Genomic DNA, 24,063 nt, shown 5'->3' on the forward strand with positions numbered 1-24,063 from the left:
GCAATCCGGACGACTTGCCGATCGGCTGAGCGCGGTCCGGGGGCCGTGCCATCCTGGCTCGGACATGGCGGAGCATACGGCCGCGCTCGCGGCGTTCAACCGGGGTGCGGCGCTGGCCGCCGGGTGCCGGGACCGGCTGGATCCGGCCGTCCGGCTCATGAACGGGCACGCGTGGGTGGGCGGCGGCGCTCCGGCGTTCGGCGCGGAACTGGCCGGGCGGCGGGCCGCCCTCCAGGCCGCGCTGAGTGAGGCCCTGGCCGCGCTGGCCACCCAGGTGGTACGGCACGGCGGAGCGGCCCCGGTGGTCCCGCGGCTCGGCACGTCCGTGGCGGTGGCCAACCCGCCATCGGGCGCGTATCGCGGCATCGAGCCGGAGGCGATGACCTCGCTGATCACCGCCCTCGGGACCGGCGGCGAGGCGCTGGCGGCGGCCGGGACCCGGCTGGCGGCCGAACTGTCCGGCGCGGGCGCGGACCCCGGGCCCGGGAGCCGCCTCGGGCAGGTGGCGGCGTGGTGCCACGTCCAGGCGGACGACCTGCGGCGGCGGCTGTCCCGCATCCGGCAGCAGGCGCCCGGCGGGGCGCTGTCCGGGAGCGGAGTGGCGTACGGCCTGTTCGGCGGCTTCGCCCCCGACACCGCCGGGACCCAGGCTCTGCTGGGACGGCTGTCCGGAGGCGACGCCGAGGCGCTGCGGCAGTTGCTGGCCGGGCGCGATCCCGGCCAGGCCGGGCGGGTCAGCGCGTGGTGGCAGACCCTGGACCTGCCCGCCCGTTCCCGGGCTGCTGGGCTCCCCGGCTTCGGGCTGCTCGACGGGCTGCCCTGTGCGGTCCGAGACCGGGCCAACCGGGAGTACCTGGCCGCCGAGAAAGCGCGCCTCCTGCGCGAACGGGACGCCGGGGTGGCCGAGGTGGCGCGGGACCCGCGGCTGCTGGGCGGGTGGGAGCCGCTGAACGACCGGCTCCGGCGGATCGAGCTCATCGAGCGGGTGTTGCGGCCGGTGGCCGGGCATCCGCCCCAGTACCTCCTGGCCTTCGACCTCACCGGGCTGGGGCGGCTGGTCCTGTCATGGGGCGACCCCGACGCGGCCGACATCACCGTCACCAGCGTGTCCGGGCTCAGCTCCTCGCTGGACGGGGCGGCCGGGGAGGTGCAGCGGTCGCGGGCCCTCTGGCAGCAGTCCTCCACCACGTCCGGGGGGCGGGCGGTCGCCTCGATCACCTGGCTGGGGTACGACGCGCCGCAACTCGACCCCGGGATCTTCCAGGCCTCTCGGTCCGTCACCCTGGACCGTGCCGCTGCCCTGGGTGGGGTGGCTTTGGCGGGGTTCATGGACGGGCTCCGCGCCTCGCACCGGCCCTCCGGGACGGCTCGGTCCGTGGTGGTGGGGCACAGCTACGGCTCCTTGACCACGGGCAAGGCCGCCGTCCTCCGGCCCGGGCGGCTGGCGGACACGTTGGTGTTCGTGGGGAGCCCGGGGGTGGGGGTGTCGCATGTGTCCGAGCTTGGGATGCGGGGGTCGCAGGTGTGGGTGGGGGAGGCTGGGACGGATCCGGTGGCGATGCTTGGGCGCTTCGGGCGGGATCCGGGGCGGCCGGAGTTCGGGGCACAGAGCTTTCCGGTGGCGCCGGGGGTCCCACTGGCTTCGCACAGCAGTTATTGGGACGCCGACTCCGCCTCGCTGTTCAACCTCGGTTACATCATCAACGGGCAGTGCGATCGAATCGCGCAGCTACGTCCGCAGATTCTCCTGCCTCAAGTTGCCCCCGAGATCGTACTTCCTGACAAGCAGGTGACTCCCCGATGTACCGACTCCTCGCCCTTGTTGTCCTCCTCACCGGATGCGCAGTGAACACTTACACCGAAGACCAGGCGGTACGACGAATTGAGCAGTTGATTCGTGACACGGCAGCGACACTGACCCCGCGGCCTCGGCTGGAGCTCATCGCGTCATCGGTTCCGCCGAACCTTTGCCTCTCCGACGAGGATCGGGTGGTCCTCAACCGCAAGTACTGGCTGCGGGACATCCCCAAGAGCGCCAACATGGCGATCTCCCGCCAAGTCCGCGCATTCTGGGAAAAGAGCGGTTACCCCATTACGGCGGTCGGCGGGCAGGACAACCCACGGGTGAGCGGCGAGTCGAAGCCCGACTCCTTCATCCTCGCCCTGGGGTGGGCCGAAGGTGATGACCTCTATCTCGCCGCCACCTCCCCCTGCGTCACCCCCGATGCCCCAACCGCCCCCGCAACTCCTCCAGCAACCCCAGCGCCGCCTCAGCGATAACCGTCCCTGGAGGAAAGATCGCCGAGGCCCCGGCAGCCCGAAGGGCCGGGAAGTCCGCAGGCGGGATGACCCCGCCGACGACCACCATCACCTCCGAAGCGTCCAGCTCAGCCAGCGCCGCCCGCAGCGCAGGGACAAGCGTGAGGTGGCCCGCGGCGAGGGTGGAGACGCCGACGATGTGGACGTCGGCCTCGACCGCCTGCCGGGCGACCTCCTCGGGCGTCTGGAAGAGCGGCCCGACGTCGACGTCGAAGCCGAGGTCGGCGAAGGCGGTGGCGATCACCTTCTGCCCGCGGTCGTGCCCGTCCTGTCCCATCTTGGCCACGAGGATGCGCGGCCGGCGTCCCTCGGCCTCCTCGAAGGCGGCGCAGGCCTGCCGTACGCGCTCGATGTTCTCCACCGGTCCTGCCTCGTCGCGGTACACCCCGGAGATGGTACGGATCTGCCCGGCATGCCGGCCGTACACCTTCTCCAAGGCATCGGAGATCTCTCCCACGGTGGCCTTGGCGCGGGCGGCGCGGATGGCGAGGTCGAGGAGGTTGTCGTCGCCGGCGGCGCCCTTGGTGAGGGCGTCGAGGGCGTCGGCGACCGCCTGGGGGTCGCGTTCGGCGCGCAGGCGGCGCAGCTTGTCGAGCTGCTGGGCGCGGACGGCGCTGTTGTCGACCTTGAGGACTTCGATGGGCTCGTCGGCGTCGGGGCGGTACTTGTTGACGCCGATGACCGGCTGGCGGCCGGAGTCGATACGGGCCTGGGTGCGGGCGGCGGCCTCCTCGATGCGGAGCTTGGGCAGCCCGGCGTCGATCGCGCGGGCCATGCCGCCGGCCTGCTCGACCTCCTGGATGTGCGCCCAGGCCTTCTCGGCGAGGTCGTGGGTGAGGCGTTCGACGTAGTAGCTGCCGCCCCAGGGGTCGATCGGCCGCGTGGTGCCCGACTCCTGCTGCAGGACGAGCTGGGTGTTGCGGGCGATGCGGGCGGAGAAGTCGCTGGGCAGCGCGAGCGCCTCGTCGAGGGCGTTGGTGTGCAGGGACTGCGTGTGGCCCTGGGTGGCGGCCATGGCCTCGACGCAGGTGCGGGCGACGTTGTTGAAGACGTCCTGGGCGGTGAGGGACCAGCCGGAGGTCTGGCAGTGCGTGCGCAGCGACAGCGACTTGGGGTTCTTGGCCCCGAATCCGGCGACGAGTTTCGCCCAGAGCAGGCGGGCGGCGCGGAGTTTGGCGACTTCCATGAAGAAGTTCATGCCGACGCACCAGAAGAACGACAGCCGCGGCGCGAAGGCGTCGACGTCCAGCCCGGCCTCGACACCGGCGCGCAGGTATTCGACGCCGTCGGCGAGGGTGTAGGCGAGTTCGAGGTCGCAGGTCGCCCCGGCTTCCTGGATGTGGTAGCCGGAGATGCTGATGGAGTTGAACTTCGGCATCTTCGCACTGGTGTAGGCGAAGATGTCGGAGATGATGCGCATGGAGGGCGCGGGCGGATAGATGTAGGTATTGCGAACCATGAACTCCTTGAGGATGTCGTTCTGGATCGTCCCCGCGAGCTGCTCCGGCGCCACCCCCTGCTCCTCCGCCGCGACGATGTACAACGCCAGGATCGGCAGCACCGCGCCGTTCATGGTCATCGACACGCTCATCCGGTCGAGCGGGATGCCGTCGAAGAGCTGGCGCATGTCGTAGATCGAGTCGATCGCCACCCCGGCCATGCCGACGTCGCCCGCGACGCGCGGGTGGTCGGAGTCGTAGCCGCGGTGCGTGGCCAGGTCGAAGGCGACGCTCAGGCCCTTCTGCCCGGCGGCCAGGTTGCGGCGGTAGAAGGCGTTCGACTCCTCGGCGGTGGAGAAGCCGGCGTACTGGCGGACCGTCCAGGGCTGGTTGACGTACATGGTGGGATAGGGACCCCGCAGGTACGGCGGAGCCCCCGGGTAGGTGGCCAGGAAGTCCAGCCCGTCGAGGTCGCCGGCGGTGTAGACGGTCTTGACCTCGATGCCCTCGGGCGTCTCCCAGGGCTCGCCGGCGACGTCCGGGACGGTCTCCGCGGAGCTGAAGGAGATGCCGGAGAAGTCGGGAATCATCGGGCCACTCCCAGGTCGTCGAAGGTGGTACGGAGCACGTCCAGGGCGTCGCACCCGGCGTGGAGGGTGGCGTCGACGCCCTCGTAGCTGCCCTTGCCGGCCAGCCAGACCCGCCGGGCGCCGGCCTCGCGCAGGGCCTTGGCGACGGCTTCGGCGTGCTCGCCGTACAGCTTGTCGGTGCCGCACAGGCAGGCGACGGCGCAGCCGGAGGCGGTGAAGGCGGCGGCCAGCTCGGCGGGGTCGAGCAGCGGGCCGGAGGTCGTGGTGGCGATGCCGCCGGCGGCGAACAGGTTCGCGGCGAAGGCGGCGCGCGCGGTGTGCGCGGCGACCGGGCCGAGGGTGGCGAGGAAGACCGTGGGCCGCTCGGGCTGGGCGTCGGCGAGGTCACGCAGCGCCTCGAACTCCCTCGCGTACCTCAGCACGCCCGCGGAGCCGGTGGCGATCGGGCCGGCGGGGTCCTCCGCCGAGAGGCCGAGGGATCCCGCCCGGACGGGCTTCTCGGCGAGGTCGGGGAACTCGCTCACGCCGGTGATCGGGCGGCGGCGGTGGGCCACGTCGGCGTCGCGCCGCGCTCGGGTGCCCGCGATGCGGTCCGAGACCAGGGGCTCCGCCCGCTCGATCCCGCCCTCGCGCTCGATCTCCTGGAACCACTCCCACCCCCGAACCGCCAGCTCGTGCGTGAGCCGTTCCACGTACCAGGACCCGCCCGCCGCGTCGGCCACCCGGCCGAGCGACGACTCCTCCAGCAGGAGCACCTGCGTGTTACGCGCGATCCGCCGCGAGAAGCCGTCCGGCAGCCCGAGGGCGGCGTCGAACGGCTGCACGGTCACCGAGTCGGCCCCGCCGACCCCGGCGCCGAAGCAGGCCAGCGTGGTGCGCAGCATGTTCACCCAGGGGTCGCGCCGCGTCATCATGGCCGAGGAGGTCACCGCGTGCTGGAGCTGCTCCCCCGGCCCGCCGCACACCTGCGCCACCCGCGCCCACAGCCGGCGCGCGGCGCGCAGCTTGGCGATGGTCGCGAACTGCTCGGCGGTGGCGGCGTACCGGAACTCGAGCTGCCCCAGCGCCTCGGGGACGCTCAGCCCGCCCTCAGTCAGCGCGCGCAGCGCCGCGACGCCGAGCGCCAGGGAGCAGCCGAGCTCCTCCACGTCGCCGGCGCCCTGGTCGTGGTACGGCGTGGCGTCCACGACCACCGCGCGCAGGCCGGGGTGCTCGTCGAGGCAGCGCCTGGCCAGCTCGGGGGTGCCGCCTGCCGTACCGGACGCGCCCAGGTTGCCGGACAGCCGCACGCCGCGCTCGGCGGCCAGCCCGAACAGGACCTCGGCCGCCTCGCCGGTGCGCTCCCCCGCCTCCAGGACGACCGGCGCGAGGTCGAGGTAGACGTCCTTGAGCACCGCGGGCAGGTCCTGCGGCGCGAGCGCCAGCCAGAGCGAGGTGACGCCGTTCTCCAGGTCGCCCAGGACCGCTTCCGGGTCCGGGACGGCGTGCCGCTGCCGGACGTCCCAGCCGCGCCCGCCCGGCCGCAGCCCGGTCGCCCCGGCCAGGTCGCCCGCGTCGTACAGCGGGGCCACCTCGACCCCGTCGTAGGTGGCGACGGCCAGGTGGGCCTCGGGATCGGCGACGTCCGCGCCGGACTTGCGCAACACGGCCAGGGCCATCGCGCGCCAGTCGTCGCGCGTCGAGGGAGGGAAGTCCGACGCCAGTTCCATGCTTCGGATGGTAGGCCGATTCCCAGCAGAAGATTAATCCGGGGTCACGGGAGCGGCGACTCCCACGCCAGCCGCCACGTCTCGGGCCCGACGACGCCGTCGTCGGCGATGCCCATGTTGCGCTGGAACCGGCGCGCGACGTCGCGCGAGTCGGGCCCGAACAGGCCGTCCACCTGGATGTTCCAGCCTCGCCTGCGCATCTGCGCCTGCCAGGTCCGCACGTCCTGCCCGCGCATCACCGGCGGGAACTTCAGCAGCCGCCCCGGGAACGGCGGCGCCCCCTCTCCCCCGCCGGTCCCCGGCCGTGGCGCCCCGCGCCGCACCCACGCGTACAGCGCATCGCCCGGGCAGTCGGTGTTGAACCCGTCCCGATGCCCCTTGATCTCGTTGCCCGCGTGCCCGTGACTGCGCAGGAACTCGATCGCGTCCCGGATCCCGTGCAGCACCCCGTCCGGCGGCTGCACCAGCCCCGAGTTCCCCACCAGCCCGAGCACCGCGTAGTGCGCCGCGTTCAACCCGGCCCCGTTCGCGGCCGGCAGATGATGCAGCCCCCGCCCCTCGAAGACCATCCGGTGCGGACAGGCCAGATAGGTGTTCCCGGTGAAGTAGACCGTGCCGTCGCGTCTGGCCAGCCACGACTGGTCCTCGGTACGCGGGCACCAGATCTCGCCGTCGTACATCTGGCGGCTGATCGTGAACGTAGAAGCCTTCTGAGCCGCCGACCTCGGATTGAAGTAGGCCTGCGTGCGCATGTTGACGTGCCACATGTCGGTCTTGCACGAGGCGGTGGGTGGCCGGCGGCGCAGCGACGCCGCCTGACCGGCGAGCACGACGGCGAACATGAACGCCTCGGCCGCCGCCCGGTTCTTCTGCGCGAGCGCCCCCTGACCGGCGTTGTCGGCGGCCAGGGAGGTCTCGATGAACAGCGACAACTGGGCACGCGTCAGGGAGAGCAGGAAGGGGTGGGTGGGCACCCGGTCCGGGGCGACCTCCAGCAGCCGCCGTCCCGCGTCGGCGGACAGGTGGAATTCGGCCAGGTGGCGGTTGATCGACTCGCGCCACCTGGGCACCCCGTCGGTCCGGCCGCCGGTGCGAGGGAAGGCGTCGACGGGCGCGCCGAAGACCGTGGTGAGCGCGGCCCGGATCCGGCTCACGTTCGACGCGTTCTTCAGCGACTGGTAGATCACGACGCCCGACTGGCGCTCGCCCGAGCGAACCGGCCTGATGTGGCCCTCGGTCCAGAACCAGGCGGCCAGTTCCACGAAGGCGTCGGACCACTTCGGCTCCTGAGGCAGGTCCGCGCAGGGCGCCGCGATCGGGATGCGGTCCCAGTAGCCGAGCGTCTCGGTCGTCGCCCAGAGCCGCTCGTAGGAGACCAGATCACGGACCGGGCCCCCGCTGGAGCGCCGGCGCATCCGCTCGACCGGCCAGCGGTGCTGGGGCGTGGTGAGCGAGGAGTGGCAGACGCCCTCCATCAGGATCATCTCGCGCGGCTTCGCCGGGAAGACGCAGACTTCGAGCACCGGCTGCCACCGCGACGCCCCGGTCTCGTGGTCGAGGGTGAGCACCGGATCTCCGGCCCGCAGCGTCCGGTGGCTCTTCCAGCCGTCCTGCGTGAGGATCTCCGTCTCCTCGTCCACGCAGTAGCCGACGTCCATCCAGCCGTTGGCGTCCATGTGGTGGTTCTGGATGGAGCGGACCAGGGCTATGCAGCCGTCGTGGTCGCGGAGGATGGCGGGGGCGACGTGGCCGCCGGTGTAGTGCACCTTCACGCCGCGGGTGGAGTCGAGCTGGGTGTACTCGCCCGACGGGGGGCGGGCGTCCCATTCTCCCCTTAACACCAGGTCAATGGCCATGTGCTGAGAGTAGTCAGATGCACACGCACCGGGCCTGGGTTTTGACGGAATCGGTCTAAGGCCTGATCAGGCGCTGTTCGGTGATGATTGCGGTGATCAGGTCGTGCGGGGTGACGTCGAAGGCGGGGTTGAGGGCCGCGGCGCTCCCGGGCGCGAGCCGTACGCCCTGGAGGGAGAGGAGTTCGGCGGGGTCGCGGTCCTCGATGCGGATGGCGGCGCCGGAGGGGGTGGCGGGGTCGACGGTGCTCTCGGGGGCGACGACGTAGAAGGGGACGCCGGCGCGGCGGGCGCCGAGGGCGAGCGAGTAGGAGCCGATCTTGTTGGCGGTGTCGCCGTTGGCGGCGATGCGGTCGGCGCCGATGAGGACCGCGTCCACGCCCGTGGTCAGCAGGTACGGCCCGGCGGAGTCGGCGATCAGCCGGTACGGCGCGCCCATCCGGTCGAGCTCCCAGGCGGTGAGCCTGGCCCCTTGCAGGAGCGGCCGGGTCTCCAGGGCGAGCACCTCGGCGAGCCGGCCGCGCTCGTGCAGGGTCTGGACGACGCCCAGGGCGGTGCCGCGCTCGACGGCGGCCAGTCCGCCGGTGTTGCAGATGGTCATGACGCGCAGCGGCCGGTCGGCGGCGGCGGTGAGCAGGTCGGCGCCGCGCTCGCCCATGGCGTGGCAGGCGGCGATGTCCTCGTCGCGCAGGCGGAGCGCGGCGGTCAGGGGGTCGCCGGGGTCGGCCAGGACGCGGTCGACGCCCCAGGCGAGGTTGACAGCGGTGGGGCGGGCGGCGCGCAGCCGGGCGATCTGGTCGTGGTCGCCGCGCGCCAGGACGACGCCGAGGGCGCCGGCGACGCCCAGGGCGGGTGCGCCGCGCACGGCGAGGCGGCGGATGGCGTCGATGAGGTCGTCGACGGTGGTGATCCGCAGGACGGTGAGGCGGCCGGGCAGCAGCGTCTGGTCGACGAGCTCGATGGCGCCGTCGACCCAGTCGATGGTCCGCATACCCGGCACGGTAGCTCAGCCGCCGTGCCAGGCGCGCCCCGGGCGGGTCCCGGGCGCGGGTCAGCGTTCGGCGAGGACGATCACCGAGTCGCGGCGGCTGAGCGACAGGCGCTTGTCCTTGGCCGGGTTGAGCACGATGCCGTAGTGCGGCGGGTTGTTGACGTAGGCCGCCAGGCGGTAGCCGATGGCGGTCTCGCCGCGCCGCCGGGCCGACTCCACGACGGTGGCGAAGTCCACCTCGACGCCGGGCTGGACGTAGTCGCCGGCCGGGCGGGGGTAGATCTCGGAGCCGCGCGAGTCGAAGAGGTAGGCGAAGACGTCGGCCAGGTGCCGGTTCTCGGCGAGCTGGGCCAGGAGCAGGCCGATGACGGTGTCGCTGATGACGATGTCGTCGGCTTCGGTGACCTCGGCCAGGGCGCGGTTGTTCTCGTCGTGCATCTCGCTGACGATCGAGTACCGCTGGCCGTACGAGCTCTGCATGTCCCTGAGCTGCAGCAGGGTCATGAGGGTGCGGGTGTCGGCGTGGTCGGCGCTGTAGCGGTCGTCGGAGAGCACGATGATGTGGTCGAACAGGCCGATGCCGAGCGCTTCGAGGGCGAAGCGGTCGGTGGTGTCGCAGTCCTTGACGTTGACGGTGAGGTTGCCGACGGGCGGGACGCCGGTGCCGGCGTCGGGGTGGTCGGTGGCGATCTCCAGGAGGGAGCCGGGGGCGACGTAGCCGTCGAGGTAGCGGATGATCTGCTCGGCGCGGCCGTTCCAGTTGAGGATGAGCGTGCGCTCGGGTTCGGGGCGCGGGTGCTCGGTGCTGGTGATGGCCGCCTCGTTGACCGCCGGGCGGGTCTCGGACAGGTGGATGACCGAGTCGTCGTGGCAGATCAGGATGAGCTGGTCGCTCTCGTCGATGACGGTGTCGGAGGGCGGGTTGAGCACGACGCCCGCGGCGCGCTTGAGTCCCATGACGGTGGCGGTGCGGTAGGCCTGGAGGGCCTCGCCGTACGTGCGGCCGGTCAAGGCGGGCTCGCGGCGCAGGTAGATCTCGCCGTCGTCGAAGTTGAGCAGGTCCATGCAGACGACCGACATGCCGGACTGGCGCGAGGACTGCACGATCAGCCGCGAGGCGGTGTCGTCGGAGTCCACCAGGTGGACGGCGGGGCCGCCGGCCAGGCGGGCGGCGGCGAGGTTGCGGCCGGAGGCGAGCGCGGCGACCACCGGCGGGTGCTGCCCGGCGCGCTTGGCGAGGGCGAGCAGGATCTTCATGACGTGCGCGTCGGGGTCCTCGCCCTCGGGCGACAGGACGACGATCGAGCGCGCGGCGTCGAGGTTCATGAGCGCGAGGTCGCGTGGCTCGGTGGGCCGGCCGGTGCGGCAGACGATGCGGGTCTTGCCGGTGTCGCCGAGCCGTTCGCGCAGTTCCTCCTCCATGGTCGGCTTGTCGCGGTCGGCGAGGATGGCGATGACCGAGCCGCGCTGGCTGGCCTGGGCCTTGACCAGCTCGCTGACGATGGTGGCCACCTGGTCGGACCAGCCGAGGACGACGGTGTGGCCGCGCTCGACGATGGTGGAGCGGCCGCGGCGCAGCCGGTCGACCTTGGCCTTCATGCCGTTGGACAGCAGGCCGATGAGGATGCTGACGATGAACAGGCCGCCCAGCGAACCGCCGAGCATGATGGCCATGAAGCCGAAGGAGCCCTTGTCGCTGGCGAGCTTGCTCGGGTTCAGGGCGTGGATGAAGGCCAGCCAGAACACCTCGCCCGCGTTCATGTCCGGTGCCGGTTCGCCCGGCGTCAGCCAGATCACCAGCCCGCCCATGACCAGCACCAGCGCCACCGACACGAGCGCGAGCCAGCCGATCAGCGCTCCCGTGCCCTTGGCCATGGTGTTGTCGAACCAATACCGAGCGCGCTGGCGGAACGTCGCCCTGGTCACCCCGTTACCTCCCGTTGGGCGGAACATTGCCGGAAAATACGGTAAATGACGAATGAAGGGCTTCGTCACCGACTCGCGCGATCCGGGGTGTGCCGATGCCCGGCACGGCGACTGACGATAGGCCACGATCACGACAATTTCGGCGTGTAGCGTGTCCCCATGGTTTTCCCCCTGGAACCGGACGACCCGCAACAGCTCGGACCGTACCGCTTGGCGGGCCGGCTCGGCGAGGGCGGCCAGGGCGTGGTCTACCTGGGTTTCGACGCCTCCGGCGAGCGCGTCGCGGTCAAGATGCTCAGCCGTGGCGACCGGGAGACCCGGGCCCGGCTGGGGCGCGAACTTCAGGCTCTGGAAAGCATCGCTTCCTTCTGTACGGCCCGCGTCCTGGACGCCTCGGTGGACGGGCCGACGCCGTGGGTGGTCAGCGAGTTCGTGGACGGGCCCTCGCTGGCCCAGCGGCTGCACGAGCGCGGCCCGCTGCGCGGCGGCGAACTGGAGCGGCTGGCGATCGGCACGGCCACCGCGCTGGCGGCGATCCACTCCGCCGGGGTGGTGCACCGGGACTTCAAGCCCGGCAACGTGCTGCTCGGCCCGGACGGGCCGCGGGTCGTGGACTTCGGCATCGCCCGGGCCGAGGGGGCGGCGACCATGACCTCGGGACTCATCGGGACGCCCGCCTACCTCGCCCCCGAGCAGATCTCCGGCTCGCCCGCCTCGCCGGCCTCCGACGTCTTCGCGTGGGCGGCGACCGTGGTGTGCGCGGCCACCGGGCACAGCCCGTTCGGCGCGGACACGGTGCCGGCGGTGATGCACCGCGTGCTGTACGCCGAGCCGGACCTGTCGGCGCTGCCGGTGCGGCTGCGGGGGATCATCGGAGCGGCCCTGTCCAAGGACCCGGCGGGACGACCGACCGCCCACGATCTCATGGTCACCCTCGTCAACCCGAACGCCACCGCCGCTCCGATCAGCCCTCCCGTGACCCGGCCGAGCCCTTCCGCCGGCGACGACCAGCGGCCCCCGGCCCGTCCGCGGAAGAAGCGCGCCCTGGTGTACGCGACGGGAGCGGTCGTGGTGGCCCTCGCGGCGGTGGGCGGCGCCGTGTGGTTCACCAAGCAGCCCGGGGGGACCGGGGCGACCGGCGCGAGCACCCCACCGGCGACCGCCGAGCAGAACCCCGGCGACGAGAGCCTGGGCGTGCCGAGCCTGGCCGCGGACCAGCCCACTCCGACGCCGTCCCGCTCCAGACCCACGCAGGCCCGCGCGGCCACGGCGCGCGTCCCCAAGAGCTTCGCCGGAACCTGGAGCGGCGAGACCACCTCGACCAACGTGCTGGACCCCGCCGGCGCGGTTCACACCGTAGAGCTGAAAGCCGGTGCCCCCACGGCCGAGTGGTCGGAGCGGGACTCCGACGTGCAGTGCTCGGGCACCCTCACCCTCACCACGATCGAGGGCGACACGCTCGTCTTCGCCCTGGGCGACATCAAGGGCGGGTGCATCCCGGGCACCGTCTGGCTGACACTCAAGGGCGACGCCGTCACCTATATCTGGCGTGACACGCCGGGCTGGAACATGGTGGAAGAGACGGGCACCCTCCGGAGAAAGTGAGCCCGCCCATTCTCGTTTACAGGCGGGCGAGCCTTGCCGCGTGCGTGGCGTCGGGCTTCGTCACGCCCAGCTCCAGGAGCGTAAGAAAAGCGGCATTGTACTCAATGGAATTGCCGTGAGCGAAACTCTTGCAGGCTCTCGTCACTTTGGTGCCGACCACATAGCCTTCGCTACGCAGATAGTTCCTGCAGTCAGCAGGACTGGCCGCGGCGGGCGTCGCGGCTACGGCCACCCCCATGACGCTCATCGCGGCCAGGCCGATCGCGGCGGCGAATCTCTTCAAGACGCTCTCCCCTTCTAGTCGACTTCACGATGCTAGGAAGGGGGAGAGAGCGGCACAAGGCAGATTCGGCTCGCGTTCGATCACCCTGAGTCAGGCTTCCGCGATCACCTGCGGCGATTCTCATCCGTCACTGCGGAATCAATTCTCACGGCCGGAATTGCGGCATGCCCTTTTCTCGCGCCATTGACGCGAATTAAACGAGCTCGCCCTCGCGGGCCACGATTCTGCCGCCCTTGATGACGAGCGAGCGCACCGGCCGCACGCAGACCGCCTCGGCGGCGTTGCGGGTGTCGACGGCGACGAAGTCGCCGGTGTCGCCGGGGGCGAAGCCGTGGGAGCGGCCGGTGAGGCGGGCTCCGCCGTACGTCGCGGCCTCCAGGGCGATCTCGATCTCCTCGTCCCGCACGAAGCCGGCCCGCTGGGCCAGGAAGAGGGCGCGCTCCAGCATGTCGCCGGTGCCGTACGGGCTCCACAGGTCGCGCACGCCGTCGTTGCCCGCGCCGACCGGCACCCCGGCCTCGCGCAGCTTGACCAGCGGCAGCGAGATGGACGGCGCGACGGTCGCCAGTCCCACGCCGGTCTCGGCGAGCTGCGCGATGATCTGGTCCTGTACGGCAGGCGCGGCCTCGCCCAGGCAGTAGCCGTGCGAGATGGTGACCTTGCCGCCCAGGCCGAGCGCCCGGGTGCGCTCCAGGATGAGCTTGTACTGCCAGATGCCCATGTCGCCCCGGTCGTGCAGGTGGATGTCGACCCCCACGCCGTGCTTCTCGGCGAGGCCGAAGACGGTGTCGAGGTGGCGGACGGGGTCGTTCTCCAGCCCGGCGGGGTCGATGCCGCCGACCAGGTCGACGCCTTCGGCCAGGCCCTGGTCCATCAGCTCGGCGGTGCCGGGCGAGATCAGCAGGCCGGTCTGCGGGAAGGCGACGGTCTCCATGGTGATGCGGCCGTCGAGCCGCTCGACCGCCTCGCGGACCGCCGCGACGGCGGCCAGGCCCTGGTAGGGGTCGATGTCGACATGCGAGCGGACGTGCGTGGTGCCGCTGACGATCATGTTGGTGAGCAGCGCGGTGATGTAGTCGGCGCTCGGGATACCCGCTTCGGCGCGGCGCTCGACACCGCCCATGATCTTGCCCATCAGGCCGGGGCCGGAGGTGTGCGGGAGCCAGGGGCCGCCCCACATGGTCTTGTCGACGTGCGCGTGGGCGTCGACGAAGCCGGGCAGCAGGAGCTTGCCGCCGAGGTCCTCGGTGGCGACGCCCTCGGGCGCCTCGTCCGGAGGGGCCACCACGCCGTCGCGGATGTACAGGTCGGTGGTGGTGTCGGCGCCCCACGGGCGGGCGTTGCGCAGCAGCAGATCAGCCATGGGTCGAGATTAGTGGTATACCGCTAATCGGCAAAATCCTTTGGACGTGCGGCCGGGCGGCGAGGATCATGGCGGGCATGTCCACCCTCCGGGAGGCCGCCTTCCCTCACCACCCGCGCCCCGCCCCCTCCGCGCTGCCCGCCGACCCTGGTGTGGTGGGCGACCTGCCGATGATGGTCACGCTCGACGACAGCGACTCCGCGGTCGACCTGATCGACGCCATGGCGCTGTCCCCGTTCGCCTCCGGCGCACAGCCCTGCTACCGCGAGCGCGACCTCGAACGGGTCCGCCCCGACGCGCCCCTGCGCCCGGCCGAGGGCGAGGTGATCCGGACCGCCACCGTCGAGAAGGGCACCGTGTCGCGGCTCCTGGCCGGCGACGGCTGGACCCTGCGCGTGATCCTGTACTCCAACCGCGCCGCCACCGTGAGCGTCACCGCCACGACCGACGAGCTGGCGAACGCGATCCTGCGGGAGACGGTCACCGACGCCGAGGAGCCGCCGCCCAAGACCGAGCACGTGACGATGGGCTTCTGGTGGGCCGACGACAGCGGCGGCCACCGCCGCGAGAAGCCGATCACCGCCGAGCCGTGGTCGGCCATCGCCGCCAACTACCCCGCCCAGGCCCGTGCCCGGCTCGACCGGCTGATGGCCGCCCGCCCCGAGAACGTCTCCGGGCGACTGCTCCTGCTGCACGGGCCGCCCGGCACCGGCAAGACCACGCTGCTGCGCACCCTCGCCCGTGAGTGGCGCGACTGGTGCCAGGTCGACTGCGTGCTCGACCCCGAGCGGCTGTTCGCCAGCCCCGGGTACCTGATGCGGGTGGCCGTCGGTCACGACGAGGAGCACTGGCGGCTGCTCGTCCTGGAGGACTGCGACGAGCTCATCGGCGCCGGGGCCAAGTCGGCGGCCGGGCAGGGGCTCTCCCGGCTGCTCAACCTCACCGACGGGCTGCTGGGGCAGGGGCGTGACGTCCTTGTGGCGATCACCACCAACGAGGACCTCACGCGCCTGCACCCTGCCGTCGTCCGGCCTGGGCGGTGCCTGGCTCAGGTCGAGGTCGGTGAGCTCTCCCGGGAGGAGGCCACCACCTGGCTGGGCGCCCCGCACCCCGGCGGCACCCTGGCCGAGCTCTACGCCGCCCGCGGCGACCAGGAGATCGCCCCCGCCGCCGGGCGCGAACCCACCGGCTTCTACCTCTGACCCAGCCACCTCTTCCTGCCTCCCCCACCCACGAGCCGCCCGCGCCCCTTCCCGACCACCCGGAGGTGGCCCACAGCCGGAGAGCCGGGCAGGCAAGGAGGGGGCGGAAGGGTGGCTAGGTAGAGGTGGGGTGGCTGGGCGGAGGTGGGTGGGTGGTTAGGTGGTGAGGCGGGTGTGGAGGAGGCGGGCGGCTCGGATGTAGCCGCTTGATCCCTTACGGCCCGCTACCGCGGCGACCACGGGGAGGTAGCCGGTGGCCCCGGCCCAGGCGGCTGCCTCGACGGCGAACTCCAGGACGCGGGTGTGCCCGGAGTGGACGCGTTCGCCCTCGCCGGGCAGGTAGGCGGGCAAGAAGGCGGTGAGCAGCTCCCACACCTCGCGGTGCGCCCCCTGCCGGGCGGCGGCCTCCAGCGTCGCCAGCGCCTCGACGGGACGGAGCGGGCTGTCCCGCAGCACCCGCGCGAGGTGCCGGCCGCACTCGGCCGCGGGGAACTTGCCGCTGGCAGCGGCCTGGAGGAGCAGTTCGGTCCCCCGTTCGGCCGCCCGCCACATGGCGCGTTCGGCCAGCAGCCAGGCCACGATCAGCGCCGTCACCTCACCGGGGACGCCGTCGAGCTCGAACAGCTCACCCACGAGGGTGTGGAAGACGTAGGGCCGCTCCCAGACGTGGACCAGGTGAGGGAGGAGGTAGGCGGCGATCACGTCGGGCTCGGTGGGCGCCACCAGGCGCCAGGACTCCATGTGCCGGCCGTGGGAGTGGTCGCGCCACGTGGACGGGTCGGACAGGAGCGTGTCCACCAGGTCCAGGCCGGTGGAGTGGGCGGTGATCCGGGCGGTCGGGTGGGGCCAGCCGTGCGCCATCTGCCAGTCGACGGTGACGACCGGCTCGGGGCGTTTGTCCAGCCAGCCGGCCAGGGTACGGCCCGCGTCCGAGGTGAGGGCCCGGGCTCGGGCGGCCACCTCGGTGGTGACCTGGCGGGGCAGGCGGAGCAGGGCCTGCTGGAGGTCCAGCGGGAGGGCGTCCACGCCGGTGCGTTCGTAGTCCTCCAGCCGGGTCACCAGCTCGGCCGCGTCCAGGTGACCGTCCGTGCGGGTCGGGGTGGCCAGAAGGTACGGCGGGAGCGTGCCGGCCTTGAGGGCGGCGTGGATCTCGGCGCACCGGCGGAGCATGATCAGGTGGGGGCGGGAGACGCTCCGCTCTCGCGGGAGCCGGTCGCGTGCCGGCTCCAGCTCCTGCTCCCGCCGGCCGGTCATCTGCTCCAGCCCCTCCATCAGCCCGCGCCGCACCTCCGCGCCCCATTCGCCGGCAAGCTCCACGACCGCGCGGACGCCCGGAACATCGTGGGGAGCAAGGGCGTCCTCGATGGCGGAGGCGGGGTCGTCGGCTGGTGCGGGGTCGGTGGAGGTGACGAAGAAGCTGCGGCGGAGGTCTCCGACGGGGCGAGGAGGGGCGGCCGGGGCTGGGAGGGGTGGTTCCTGGCCGGGGGTGGCGGCCTCGCGGAGCATGGCCTCGGCCCACTCCGACGTCTGGTCCCACACCTCCCGGTCGTACAGCTCGGCCCAGCGCTGACGGTCGTACTCGTGCTCGGGTTCCGGCAGCCCGCTGCCACCGCTCCGGGCGCCTTCGCGGACGAACCAGTCGAGCCACCGCTCCAGGTCGATCCCGCCGAGCCCGCCACGGTGGGGCAGTTCGGCGGGCGGCGGGAAGGCGGGGGCCGGGGCGGGGGCAGCGGGCAGGGTGCCGGGCTCGAAGGCGTCCTCCGGCGCGGTCACCTGCACCTCGCCGAAGGCGCCGGCGATCTCAGCGGCCAGGTCGGGCGGAAGGACCTCGGCCGACGACCGCACCGCGTCGGCGCCCAGGGGCGTGAAGCGGGCCGCGTGCCGGACGGCCAGCCGTACCGCCCGTGACCGCACCTCGTACGACTCGCACAGGAAGGCGGACCCCAGCGCGGGCGCGAGGTGGTCGAGGTCGCCGTCGGCCGCGCGGGCGGTCTGGTCGAGCCAGCCGAGCCCGGCCTTGACCAGCTTGGCCTCGGCCCGGAACAGCAGCCCTTCGACCGCCTCGGCGAAGTCGGCAGGGTCGGGCAGCCCGACGCCGCGCAGCCGGGTGAGGGCGAGGTCGGCGACGGGTCCGGGGGCGGCGGGCAGCAGGGCGAGGTAGTCGCGCCGCCGCGCGGCGACCTCCTCGGGGCTCGGGTCGAGCAGGTCGTGCAACCGGGCGAAGACCCGCAGGTCGTTGCCGGTGCCGCCGCGCAGGAAGCGGCTCAGGCAGCCGTCCAGGAGCAGGGCGCGGTCGAGCCGGCCGGTGCCGGCCAGCCGGTGGAGCTCGGCCGCCCAGGCGGTCGCGCTGTCCCGGGCGGCGCGGCCGACGCCTTCGGCGGTGAAGAAGGCGGGCAGCAGGGCGTCGAGCAGCGGGTCGCCGGCGAGGGCGCCGCTCTCGAGCGGAGTCGTCCAGGCCTGCCCGTCGTGCCGGCTCTCGGTGGCCTGGCTGACCCAGGCGACGACCAGGGGCTCGTGGTCGGGCGGCGGGGTGCCGGTGCGGCGCAGGAGCTGGAGGGCGAGGTGGGCGGAGTCGTCGTTCCAGCGGGTGCCGCGCAGCCGCAGGGCCAGGCGGCCGGCCAGGTCGGCCTGCCAGTCGGCGGGGCGGGCGGCGATGGCGCGCAGGAGCGGCCCGGTCTCGGGCTGCGGCCGCCAGAGGTTGTAGTCGCGGCGGAAGAGCCAGGTGGCGACCGCCGCGGCGCCGCCCAGGGTGGCCGCGCCGGCCACGCGCATCGGCTCGACCCAGACGTCGGAGCGCGGGAGGTCGCTGTCGTAGCGCCGCGAGTGCTCGTCGGAGGTCCACCAGGCGTGGTGGGCTTCGTGCGCGCCCCAGCCCTGGGCGATCAGCGCGGCCACGAACGCCTGCCGCGCCTCCTCGTCGGCCTTCTCCTTGGCCTCCCACGCGAGGCGGTGCCGCTCGTTGGCCGCCTGCCGGGCGACGGGGAGGTAGCCGGGCAGTTCGGCGGCGACCTGCTTGCGGCCGGCCTCGTCCAGGGTCGTCACCACGTCGGCGACCAGGCCGGGGTCCCCGGCGTCGATGGCCGCGCGCACCCGCTCCCACGCGGTTGCCGCTTCGGGCGCGGTGGTCACAGGGACACCTCCACCGTCTGGCGGGCGGCGATGCGGGCGGCGAGCACGTGCTTGCAGGGGCCGCGCGAGCCCCGGTGGTCCCACCACCAGGGGCAGGTGCAGGAGCCGTCGGCCAGGCCCACCTCGCGGATGCCGCCGTCGGTGGTGACCCGGGCCTGCCCCGGCGACAGCCGTACCGCGCCGGCCTCGACGAGGCGGCGGGCGGCCGACAGCCGGGGGTTGAGCTCGGCCACGCGGTCGCGGTCGTAGGGCAGCTCGCGGTGGAAGTGGGCGGCCTCGTGCAGGTCGTAGCCGACGCGGCCGGAGGTGCCGAGCTGGGTGAGGGCGGCGCGCACGCGGGGCAGCGCCAGGCCGGAGCGTTCGGCGAGCAGGCCGAGCTCGACGGCCGGCTCGTAGTTGAGGAGCATGCCGAGCACGTCGGCGTCGGCGCCGGCCTCGTCGGTGGCCAGGTCGTCGAGGACCGCGCCCTCGCCGGAGAAGCCGCGCCACGCCTCGGGCGACAGCACCAGGGTGTAGCGCATGCCGGGAAGTTCCAGCTCCCAGGCCGAGGCCTCCTCCGGGCGGGGCGCGGGCGGGCCGTACACGCGCAGCGTCTTGGCGAAGCGCAGCAGCGGGTGGAGGGTCTTGAGCCGGCCCACGCCGGACAGGCAGACCGAGCCGCGCGCGCCCTGGCCGACCGGGCGCAGGTCGCGGCCGGTGGGCGCGAGCCAGAGCGAGGCGCCGGCCTTGCGCGGCAGGCCGCGCAGGAAGCGCACGGCGTGCGGCCCGGCCAGTTCGGCGCGCAGGTCGAAGCCGGCGGCCAGCACCTGCACCTCGGCGAAGCCGCGCAGCCAGCGGTCGGGCAGCGGCACCTTCTTCTCGATGACCGCGCCGTCGAGGGTGGTGACGGCCATCTCGTCGGGGCCGACGCCCAGGTGGAGCGGGTCGCGTCCGCCGACGCGCGCCAGGGCCTCGCGCAGCGGGCCGTTGATGTCGACGTTGGTGGTGCCGCGGTCGAGCACCTCGCCGTCGAGGGCGTCGAGGTCGAGGCGGGCGTAGACGCCGCCGCAGGCGGAGAAGGACTCCAGCCGCAGCCGGGCGCCGTCGCAGGTGACGACGGGGTCGCGGGTCCAGCCGGGGCGGGGCTGGTGGTAGCGGGTCATCGCGACCTCGGACAGGCCGAGCATCGCGGCCGCCGCCGGAGCCGCCTGGGTGATCAGGCCGCTGAAGAAGCGCGGGTGGGCGGCGGGGCCGGACAGCGCCCGGCCGCCGGAGGTGGACAGGCCGAGGCCGCTGCCGTCGAGCGTGGAGGGGCCGGCGTAGGAATACGCCTGTACCGCGTTGGTCATGTCCGGGACGGTAGAGATCAGCTCCGACAAAATCCTCCCCGGGGGATCGCCCGGCACGCCCCGGCCGGAGTACGTAAACCGTCCGATGCCCCGGGACCTGCCCGGATAGCAGAATCTGGCGGGTGTTCCCCGTCGCCCTGCACCGCCACGACCTGGCCGGGCCCGCCGAACGCGGCAGCGCCGCGTACGCGGACCCGTTCGGCGACGGCTCCGCGCTCTGGCCGTACGAGCGCCGGACCGGTCCCGTCCGCGAGATCGGCTTCCCGGCGACCGAGCTGGTCGTCACCTGGATCGCGCGCACGCCGCCCGGTTCCTGGCTGGAGGTCGAGCTGCAGGTGTGCGCCGAGCGCTGGAGCCGGTGGTACGTGATGGGCCGCTGGGCCGAGCACGACGGCGACATCCACCGCACCTCGGTGCCCGGCCAGGGCGACGCCGACGGCGACGTGGCGGTCGACACCTTCGTGGCCGCCGTCCCGGTGACCGCCTACCGGCTGCGGGTGACCACCCACGGTTCCGGCGCGCACGTCGAGCGGGTCACCGTGCTCGCCTCGGCCGTGCCGCCCCGGGCCGGGGTACCGGTCAGCGAGCCTGGGCCGGCCCGCGGCGTCGTGCTCGACCTGCCCGCCTACTCGCAGAAGGCGCACACCGGCCATCACCCGCAGTGGGACGGCGGCGGCCAGAACTGGTGCAGCCCGGCCTCGGTCGCGATGGTCATGGCCTACTGGAAGCACGGCCCCGGCCCCGAGGAGCTGGCGTGGGTCGGCGAGGACGACCCGTGCCCGCTGGTCGACCACGCGGCGGCCGGCATGTACGACCACAGCTACCAGGGCACCGGCAACTGGCCCTTCAGCGTCGCCTACGCCGGCCGCTACGGCCTGACCGGCTTCGTGACCCGGCTGGCCTCGCTGGCCGAGCTCGAGCACTTCATCGCCGCCGGCATCCCGGTGATCACCTCGCAGTCGTTCAAGGAGCACGAGCTGCCCGGCGCGGGCTACTCCACCGGCGGCCACATCATGGTCGTCGCCGGCTTCACGCCTGACGGCGACGTGGTCGCCCACGATCCGGCCGCGCCCGCCGACTCCGGGGTGAGACGCGTCTATCCCCGGGCAGCTTTCGAGAACGTCTGGCTCAGAAGCTCGGGCAGCGGCGGCATCGTCTACATCCTCCACCCTCCCGGCGTCCCTCTCCCCCACGGCTGGTGACCAAGCACATGACGATCCGAGCACTCGATGTGGCCCGCACCGACGGCAGCCCCCTGTGGGTCGAGGCGGTGGCCACCGACGACGGGCCCGAGTTCTGGTGGGACGAGCCGCGCCCGCACGAGGGCGGCCGGCGCTGCGTCGTGCGGCGCACGCCTGACGGCGTGGTCGCCGACGTCCTGCCCGCGGGCTGGAACGCGCGCAACCGCGTCATCGAGTACGGCGGGCGGTCCTGGCGGCCGCTGCCCGGCGGGGGCCTGGTCTTCACCAACTGGGCCGACCAGCGGCTCTACCGGCTGGAGCCGGGCGGCGAGCCGGTCGCGCTGACCGCCGAGGGCCCCGACCGCTTCGGCGACCTCTACCTGCCCGCGGGCCTGGAGGAGGTGTGGGCGGTGCGCGAGCGGCACGATCGGCGTACCCTGGTCGCCGTGCCGCTGACCGGGGGGCCGGTCCGGGTGCTGGCCGAGGCGCAGCACTTCGTCACCAACCCGCGGCTGTCGCCGGACGGCCGGCGGCTGGCCTGGATCGGCTGGAACCACCCGGACATGCCGTGGGACGGCACCGAGCTGTGCGTGGCCGAGCTCGACGAGTCGGGGGCGGCGCTGCCGTACCGGGTGGTCATGGGCGGGCCGGGCGTGTCGGTGGTGCAGGCCGAGTGGCGTGGCGAGGCGGAGCTGTACGCGGTCGCCGACCCGACCGGCTGGTGGAACCTGCACGTCGTCGGGCTCGACGGCGCCTCGCGCAACCTGACGCCGGTGCCGGAGGAGTTCGGTGACGCGGTGTGGAAGCTCGGCGGCACCTGGTTCGCGCCGTGCGAGGCCGGGGTCGTGCTGGTGCACGGCACGGCCGACGGGCGGCGGCTCGCGCTGCTCGACCCGGAGACCGGCGAGCTGCGCGACCTGGGCGGCGAGGCCACGACCTGGGCGAGCAGCGTCTCGGTGGCGCAGGGCGTGGCCGTGGGCGTGGCGGGCTCGCCGTACGCGCCCTCGCGGGTGACCGGGGTGGAGCTGGCCGGCGGCACGCACCTCCCGCTGTCGGCGGCCAAGCCGGTGCCCGCGCGCGAGCTGCTGCCGGTGCCGGAGATCGTGGAGATCGAGGGCGTGCACGCGCACCTGTACGCGCCGGCCGGCGCGCGGGAGGCCGCCGCGCCGTACCTGATCTTCGTGCACGGCGGGCCGACCAGCAGCCGGGCGCCCGTGCTCGACCTGGAGGTGGCCTACTTCACCAGCCGCGGCCTGGGCGTCGCGGTGGTCAACTACGGCGGCTCCACCGGGTACGGCAGGGCCTACCGCGAGCGGCTGCGCGAGCAGTGGGGCGTCGTCGACGTCGGCGACTGCGAGACGGTTGCCCGGTGGCTGCTCGACCAGGGCCGGGCCGGCCGGGTGGCGATCCGCGGCGGCAGCGCGGGCGGCTGGACCACCGTCGCCGCGCTGGTGTTCAGCGACGTCTTCGCCGGCGGCGTGGCGCACTACGCGATCACCGACCCGGAGAGCTGGGCGGCCGAGACGCACGACTTCGAGTCGCGCTACCTCGACGGCCTGGTCGGCCCGCTGCCGGAGACGCTGGCGCGCTACGCCGAGCGCTCCCCGCTGCTGCACGCCGGCGCGGCCTCGGGGCCGTGCCTGATGCTGCACGGCCTGGAGGACGCGATCGTCGACGTGGCGCAGGCCGAGCGGTTCGTCGCCGAACTGGACAGGCATGGCAAAGAGTGGGCCTTGCTCACCTTCCCCGGCGAGCAGCACGGCTGGCGCCGGGAGGAGACTATCGTCGCGGCGCTCGAGGCCGAACTGGCCTTCTACGGGCAGATCTTCGGGTTCGAGACCCCCGAGGTGCCGCCTCTCACACTGAAGGGAAGATCGTGAAGTCCGTCGGGGAGATCTGCTCGGATCTGATCAGGTACGACACCACCAACCCGGGAGCGGGCGAGCGCCCGGCGGCGGAGTACGTCGCCACGCTGCTGGCCGACGCGGGGCTGGAGCCGGTCGTCTTCGAGTCCGCGCCCAAGCGCACCACCGTCGTGGCCCGGCTGGAGGGCGATTCGCGCGACGCGCTGCTCATCCACGGCCACCTCGACGTCGTGCCCGCCGACCCCGCCGAGTGGAAGCTGCACCCCTTCTCCGGCGAGATCGTCGACGGGGACGTCTACGGGCGCGGCGCGGTGGACATGAAGGGCTCGTGCGCGATGACCATCGCCACCGTCCTCGGCATGCTGGAGCGGGGTGAGCGGCCGAAGCGCGACCTCGTGCTGGCCTTCCTGGCCGACGAGGAGGCCACCGGCGACTACGGCTCGCGCTACGCCGTCAACGAGCACCGCGAGCTGTTCGACGGCGTCACCGAGGCGATCTCCGAGTCCGGCGGCTACAGCGTGCCCTCGGGCGACGCGCGCGTCTACCCGATCGCGGTCGGCGAGCGCGGCACCGCGTGGATGAAGGTCACCGCGCACGGCGTGGCCGGCCACGGCTCCCGGCCGCCGGTCGACAACCCCGTCGCCACCCTGGCGCACGCCCTGTCCCGGCTGGCCTCGCACTCCTGGCCGGTACGGCTGACGCCGTCGGTGGCGGCGCTCATCGAGTCCCTGGCGGAGATCACCGGGCAGCCGGTCGACCTCGACCGGCTCGACGCCGAGGCCGAGCGGCTGGGCAAGCTCGGCACCCTGTTCAAGGCGCAGATCCGCAACTCGGCCAACCCGACCATGCTGGAGGCCGGGTACAAGGTGAACGTGGTGCCCTCGACCGCCTCGGCGCACATCGACGGGCGCTACCTGCCCGGGCTCCAGGACGAGTTCCTGGCCACCGTGGACGAGCTGCTCGGCCCGAAGATCACGCGGGAGTTCGTGAACCTGGAGGAGGCGCCGTCGGCGCCCTACCCGGCGCCCTTCTTCGACGCGCTGGCCGCCTCGCTCGTCGCCGAGGACCCGCTGGCGCGGCCGGTGCCGTACGTGATGAGCGGCGGGACGGACGCCAAGTCCTTCTCCCGGATCGGGATCCAGGGCTACGGCTTCGCGCCGCTGATGCTCCGGCCCGACCTCGACTACTTCGGCATGTTCCACGGCAAGGACGAGCGGGTGCCGGTGGCCGGCCTGGAGTTCGGGACCCGGGTGCTGACCAGGCTGCTGACGGCGTAGCGG

16 protein-coding genes are annotated in these 24,063 nt (G+C 73.2%); 7 read left to right on the forward strand and 9 right to left on the reverse strand.

The window, feature by feature from the left end:
- Positions 1–64 precede the first annotated feature (64 nt).
- Both ACIBG7_RS15735 and ACIBG7_RS15740 read left to right on the forward strand, forming a co-directional pair.
- Positions 65–1,849 carry an alpha/beta hydrolase gene (locus ACIBG7_RS15735; RefSeq protein WP_397336640.1) on the forward strand — a complete coding sequence of 595 codons (1,785 nt, stop codon included), beginning with the start codon at positions 65–67 and terminating at the stop codon, positions 1,847–1,849.
- Positions 1,846–2,280 (forward strand): hypothetical protein, encoded by a 435-nt coding sequence (locus ACIBG7_RS15740; RefSeq protein WP_397336641.1) that lies wholly within the window; start codon positions 1,846–1,848, stop codon positions 2,278–2,280. The genes ACIBG7_RS15735 and ACIBG7_RS15740 overlap by 4 nt, the downstream gene beginning before the upstream one ends.
- Here ACIBG7_RS15740 and scpA read toward each other — a convergent pair.
- Genes scpA through ACIBG7_RS15765 form a run of 5 tightly spaced genes read right to left on the reverse strand, consistent with a single transcriptional unit; the run spans position 2,216 to position 10,827 of the window.
- Positions 2,216–4,348 (reverse strand): methylmalonyl-CoA mutase, encoded by a 2,133-nt coding sequence (gene scpA, locus ACIBG7_RS15745; protein WP_397336642.1) that lies wholly within the window; start codon positions 4,346–4,348, stop codon positions 2,216–2,218. The two genes, ACIBG7_RS15740 and scpA, sit on opposite strands and share 65 nt — an antisense overlap.
- Positions 4,345–6,057 carry a methylmalonyl-CoA mutase family protein gene (locus ACIBG7_RS15750; protein ID WP_397336643.1) on the reverse strand — a complete coding sequence of 571 codons (1,713 nt, stop codon included), beginning with the start codon at positions 6,055–6,057 and terminating at the stop codon, positions 4,345–4,347. The genes scpA and ACIBG7_RS15750 overlap by 4 nt, the downstream gene beginning before the upstream one ends.
- Positions 6,058–6,101: 44 nt before the next feature.
- Complete coding sequence (locus tag ACIBG7_RS15755; protein ID WP_397336644.1) at positions 6,102–7,913, reverse strand: peptidoglycan-binding protein; 1,812 nt, start codon at positions 7,911–7,913, stop codon at positions 6,102–6,104.
- A gap of 55 nt (positions 7,914–7,968) precedes the next feature.
- Positions 7,969–8,901, reverse strand: coding sequence for an S-methyl-5-thioribose-1-phosphate isomerase (mtnA, locus tag ACIBG7_RS15760; RefSeq protein ID WP_357933129.1), 933 nt, complete (start codon positions 8,899–8,901; stop codon positions 7,969–7,971).
- Positions 8,902–8,961: 60 nt separating this feature from the next.
- Complete coding sequence (locus tag ACIBG7_RS15765) at positions 8,962–10,827, reverse strand: potassium transporter TrkA (RefSeq protein WP_357933132.1); 1,866 nt, start codon at positions 10,825–10,827, stop codon at positions 8,962–8,964.
- 159 nt (positions 10,828–10,986) lie between these two features.
- On the opposite strand from ACIBG7_RS15765, the gene ACIBG7_RS15770 reads away from it, so the two are divergent.
- A complete protein-coding gene (locus ACIBG7_RS15770; protein WP_397336645.1) occupies positions 10,987–12,432 on the forward strand; it encodes a protein kinase in 1,446 nt (481 codons plus the stop codon).
- A gap of 16 nt (positions 12,433–12,448) precedes the next feature.
- Here the strand turns inward: ACIBG7_RS15770 and ACIBG7_RS15775 are convergent, their stop codons facing one another.
- Complete coding sequence (locus ACIBG7_RS15775; RefSeq protein WP_397336646.1) at positions 12,449–12,715, reverse strand: hypothetical protein; 267 nt, start codon at positions 12,713–12,715, stop codon at positions 12,449–12,451.
- Between the two features lie 193 nt (positions 12,716–12,908).
- Positions 12,909–14,078 (reverse strand): amidohydrolase, encoded by a 1,170-nt coding sequence (locus ACIBG7_RS15780; protein ID WP_397336647.1) that lies wholly within the window; start codon positions 14,076–14,078, stop codon positions 12,909–12,911.
- Positions 14,079–14,155: 77 nt separating this feature from the next.
- Here ACIBG7_RS15780 and ACIBG7_RS15785 point away from each other — a divergent pair, with 77 nt between their 5' ends.
- Positions 14,156–15,280, forward strand: coding sequence for a DUF5925 domain-containing protein (locus ACIBG7_RS15785; RefSeq protein WP_357933141.1), 1,125 nt, complete (start codon positions 14,156–14,158; stop codon positions 15,278–15,280).
- 156 nt (positions 15,281–15,436) lie between these two features.
- Here ACIBG7_RS15785 and ACIBG7_RS15790 read toward each other — a convergent pair whose 3' ends face one another.
- Entirely contained in the window at positions 15,437–18,409 is a 2,973-nt protein-coding gene (locus tag ACIBG7_RS15790) for a DUF6493 family protein (RefSeq protein WP_397336648.1), read from the reverse strand.
- On the reverse strand, positions 18,406–19,737 hold the full coding sequence (locus tag ACIBG7_RS15795) for an SWIM zinc finger family protein (protein ID WP_397336649.1): 1,332 nt from the start codon (positions 19,735–19,737) through the stop codon (positions 18,406–18,408). Before ACIBG7_RS15795 ends, ACIBG7_RS15790 begins: the two co-directional genes overlap by 4 nt.
- A gap of 122 nt (positions 19,738–19,859) precedes the next feature.
- On the opposite strand from ACIBG7_RS15795, the gene ACIBG7_RS15800 reads away from it, so the two are divergent.
- From ACIBG7_RS15800 to ACIBG7_RS15810, 3 genes are read left to right on the forward strand one after another with little or no spacing between them, the layout of a single operon-like run.
- Positions 19,860–20,939, forward strand: a complete 1,080-nt coding sequence (locus ACIBG7_RS15800; RefSeq protein ID WP_397336650.1) for a C39 family peptidase — start codon at positions 19,860–19,862, stop codon at positions 20,937–20,939.
- Between the two features lie 8 nt (positions 20,940–20,947).
- Positions 20,948–22,798, forward strand: coding sequence for a prolyl oligopeptidase family serine peptidase (locus tag ACIBG7_RS15805; protein WP_397336651.1), 1,851 nt, complete (start codon positions 20,948–20,950; stop codon positions 22,796–22,798).
- Positions 22,795–24,060: a M20/M25/M40 family metallo-hydrolase gene (locus ACIBG7_RS15810; protein ID WP_357933154.1), complete on the forward strand. Its 1,266-nt coding sequence runs from the start codon at positions 22,795–22,797 to the stop codon at positions 24,058–24,060. Before ACIBG7_RS15805 ends, ACIBG7_RS15810 begins: the two co-directional genes overlap by 4 nt.
- Positions 24,061–24,063: the final 3 nt, after the last annotated feature.

This window comes from Nonomuraea sp. NPDC050328 (genome assembly GCF_044459405.1).
Taxonomy (GTDB): Bacteria; Actinomycetota; Actinomycetes; order Streptosporangiales; family Streptosporangiaceae; genus Nonomuraea.

Coding starts and splice junctions, on each gene's coding strand:
- ACIBG7_RS15735 (WP_397336640.1), top strand. CDS start 65: ATGGCGGAGCATACGGCCGCGCTCGCGGCGTTCAACCGGGGTGCGGCG.
- scpA (WP_397336642.1), bottom strand. CDS start 4,348: ATGATTCCCGACTTCTCCGGCATCTCCTTCAGCTCCGCGGAGACCGTC.
- ACIBG7_RS15750 (WP_397336643.1), bottom strand. CDS start 6,057: ATGGAACTGGCGTCGGACTTCCCTCCCTCGACGCGCGACGACTGGCGC.
- ACIBG7_RS15755 (WP_397336644.1), bottom strand. CDS start 7,913: ATGGCCATTGACCTGGTGTTAAGGGGAGAATGGGACGCCCGCCCCCCG.
- mtnA (WP_357933129.1), bottom strand. CDS start 8,901: ATGCGGACCATCGACTGGGTCGACGGCGCCATCGAGCTCGTCGACCAG.
- ACIBG7_RS15770 (WP_397336645.1), top strand. CDS start 10,987: ATGGTTTTCCCCCTGGAACCGGACGACCCGCAACAGCTCGGACCGTAC.
- ACIBG7_RS15780 (WP_397336647.1), bottom strand. CDS start 14,078: ATGGCTGATCTGCTGCTGCGCAACGCCCGCCCGTGGGGCGCCGACACC.
- ACIBG7_RS15785 (WP_357933141.1), top strand. CDS start 14,156: ATGTCCACCCTCCGGGAGGCCGCCTTCCCTCACCACCCGCGCCCCGCC.
- ACIBG7_RS15795 (WP_397336649.1), bottom strand. CDS start 19,737: ATGACCAACGCGGTACAGGCGTATTCCTACGCCGGCCCCTCCACGCTC.
- ACIBG7_RS15805 (WP_397336651.1), top strand. CDS start 20,948: ATGACGATCCGAGCACTCGATGTGGCCCGCACCGACGGCAGCCCCCTG.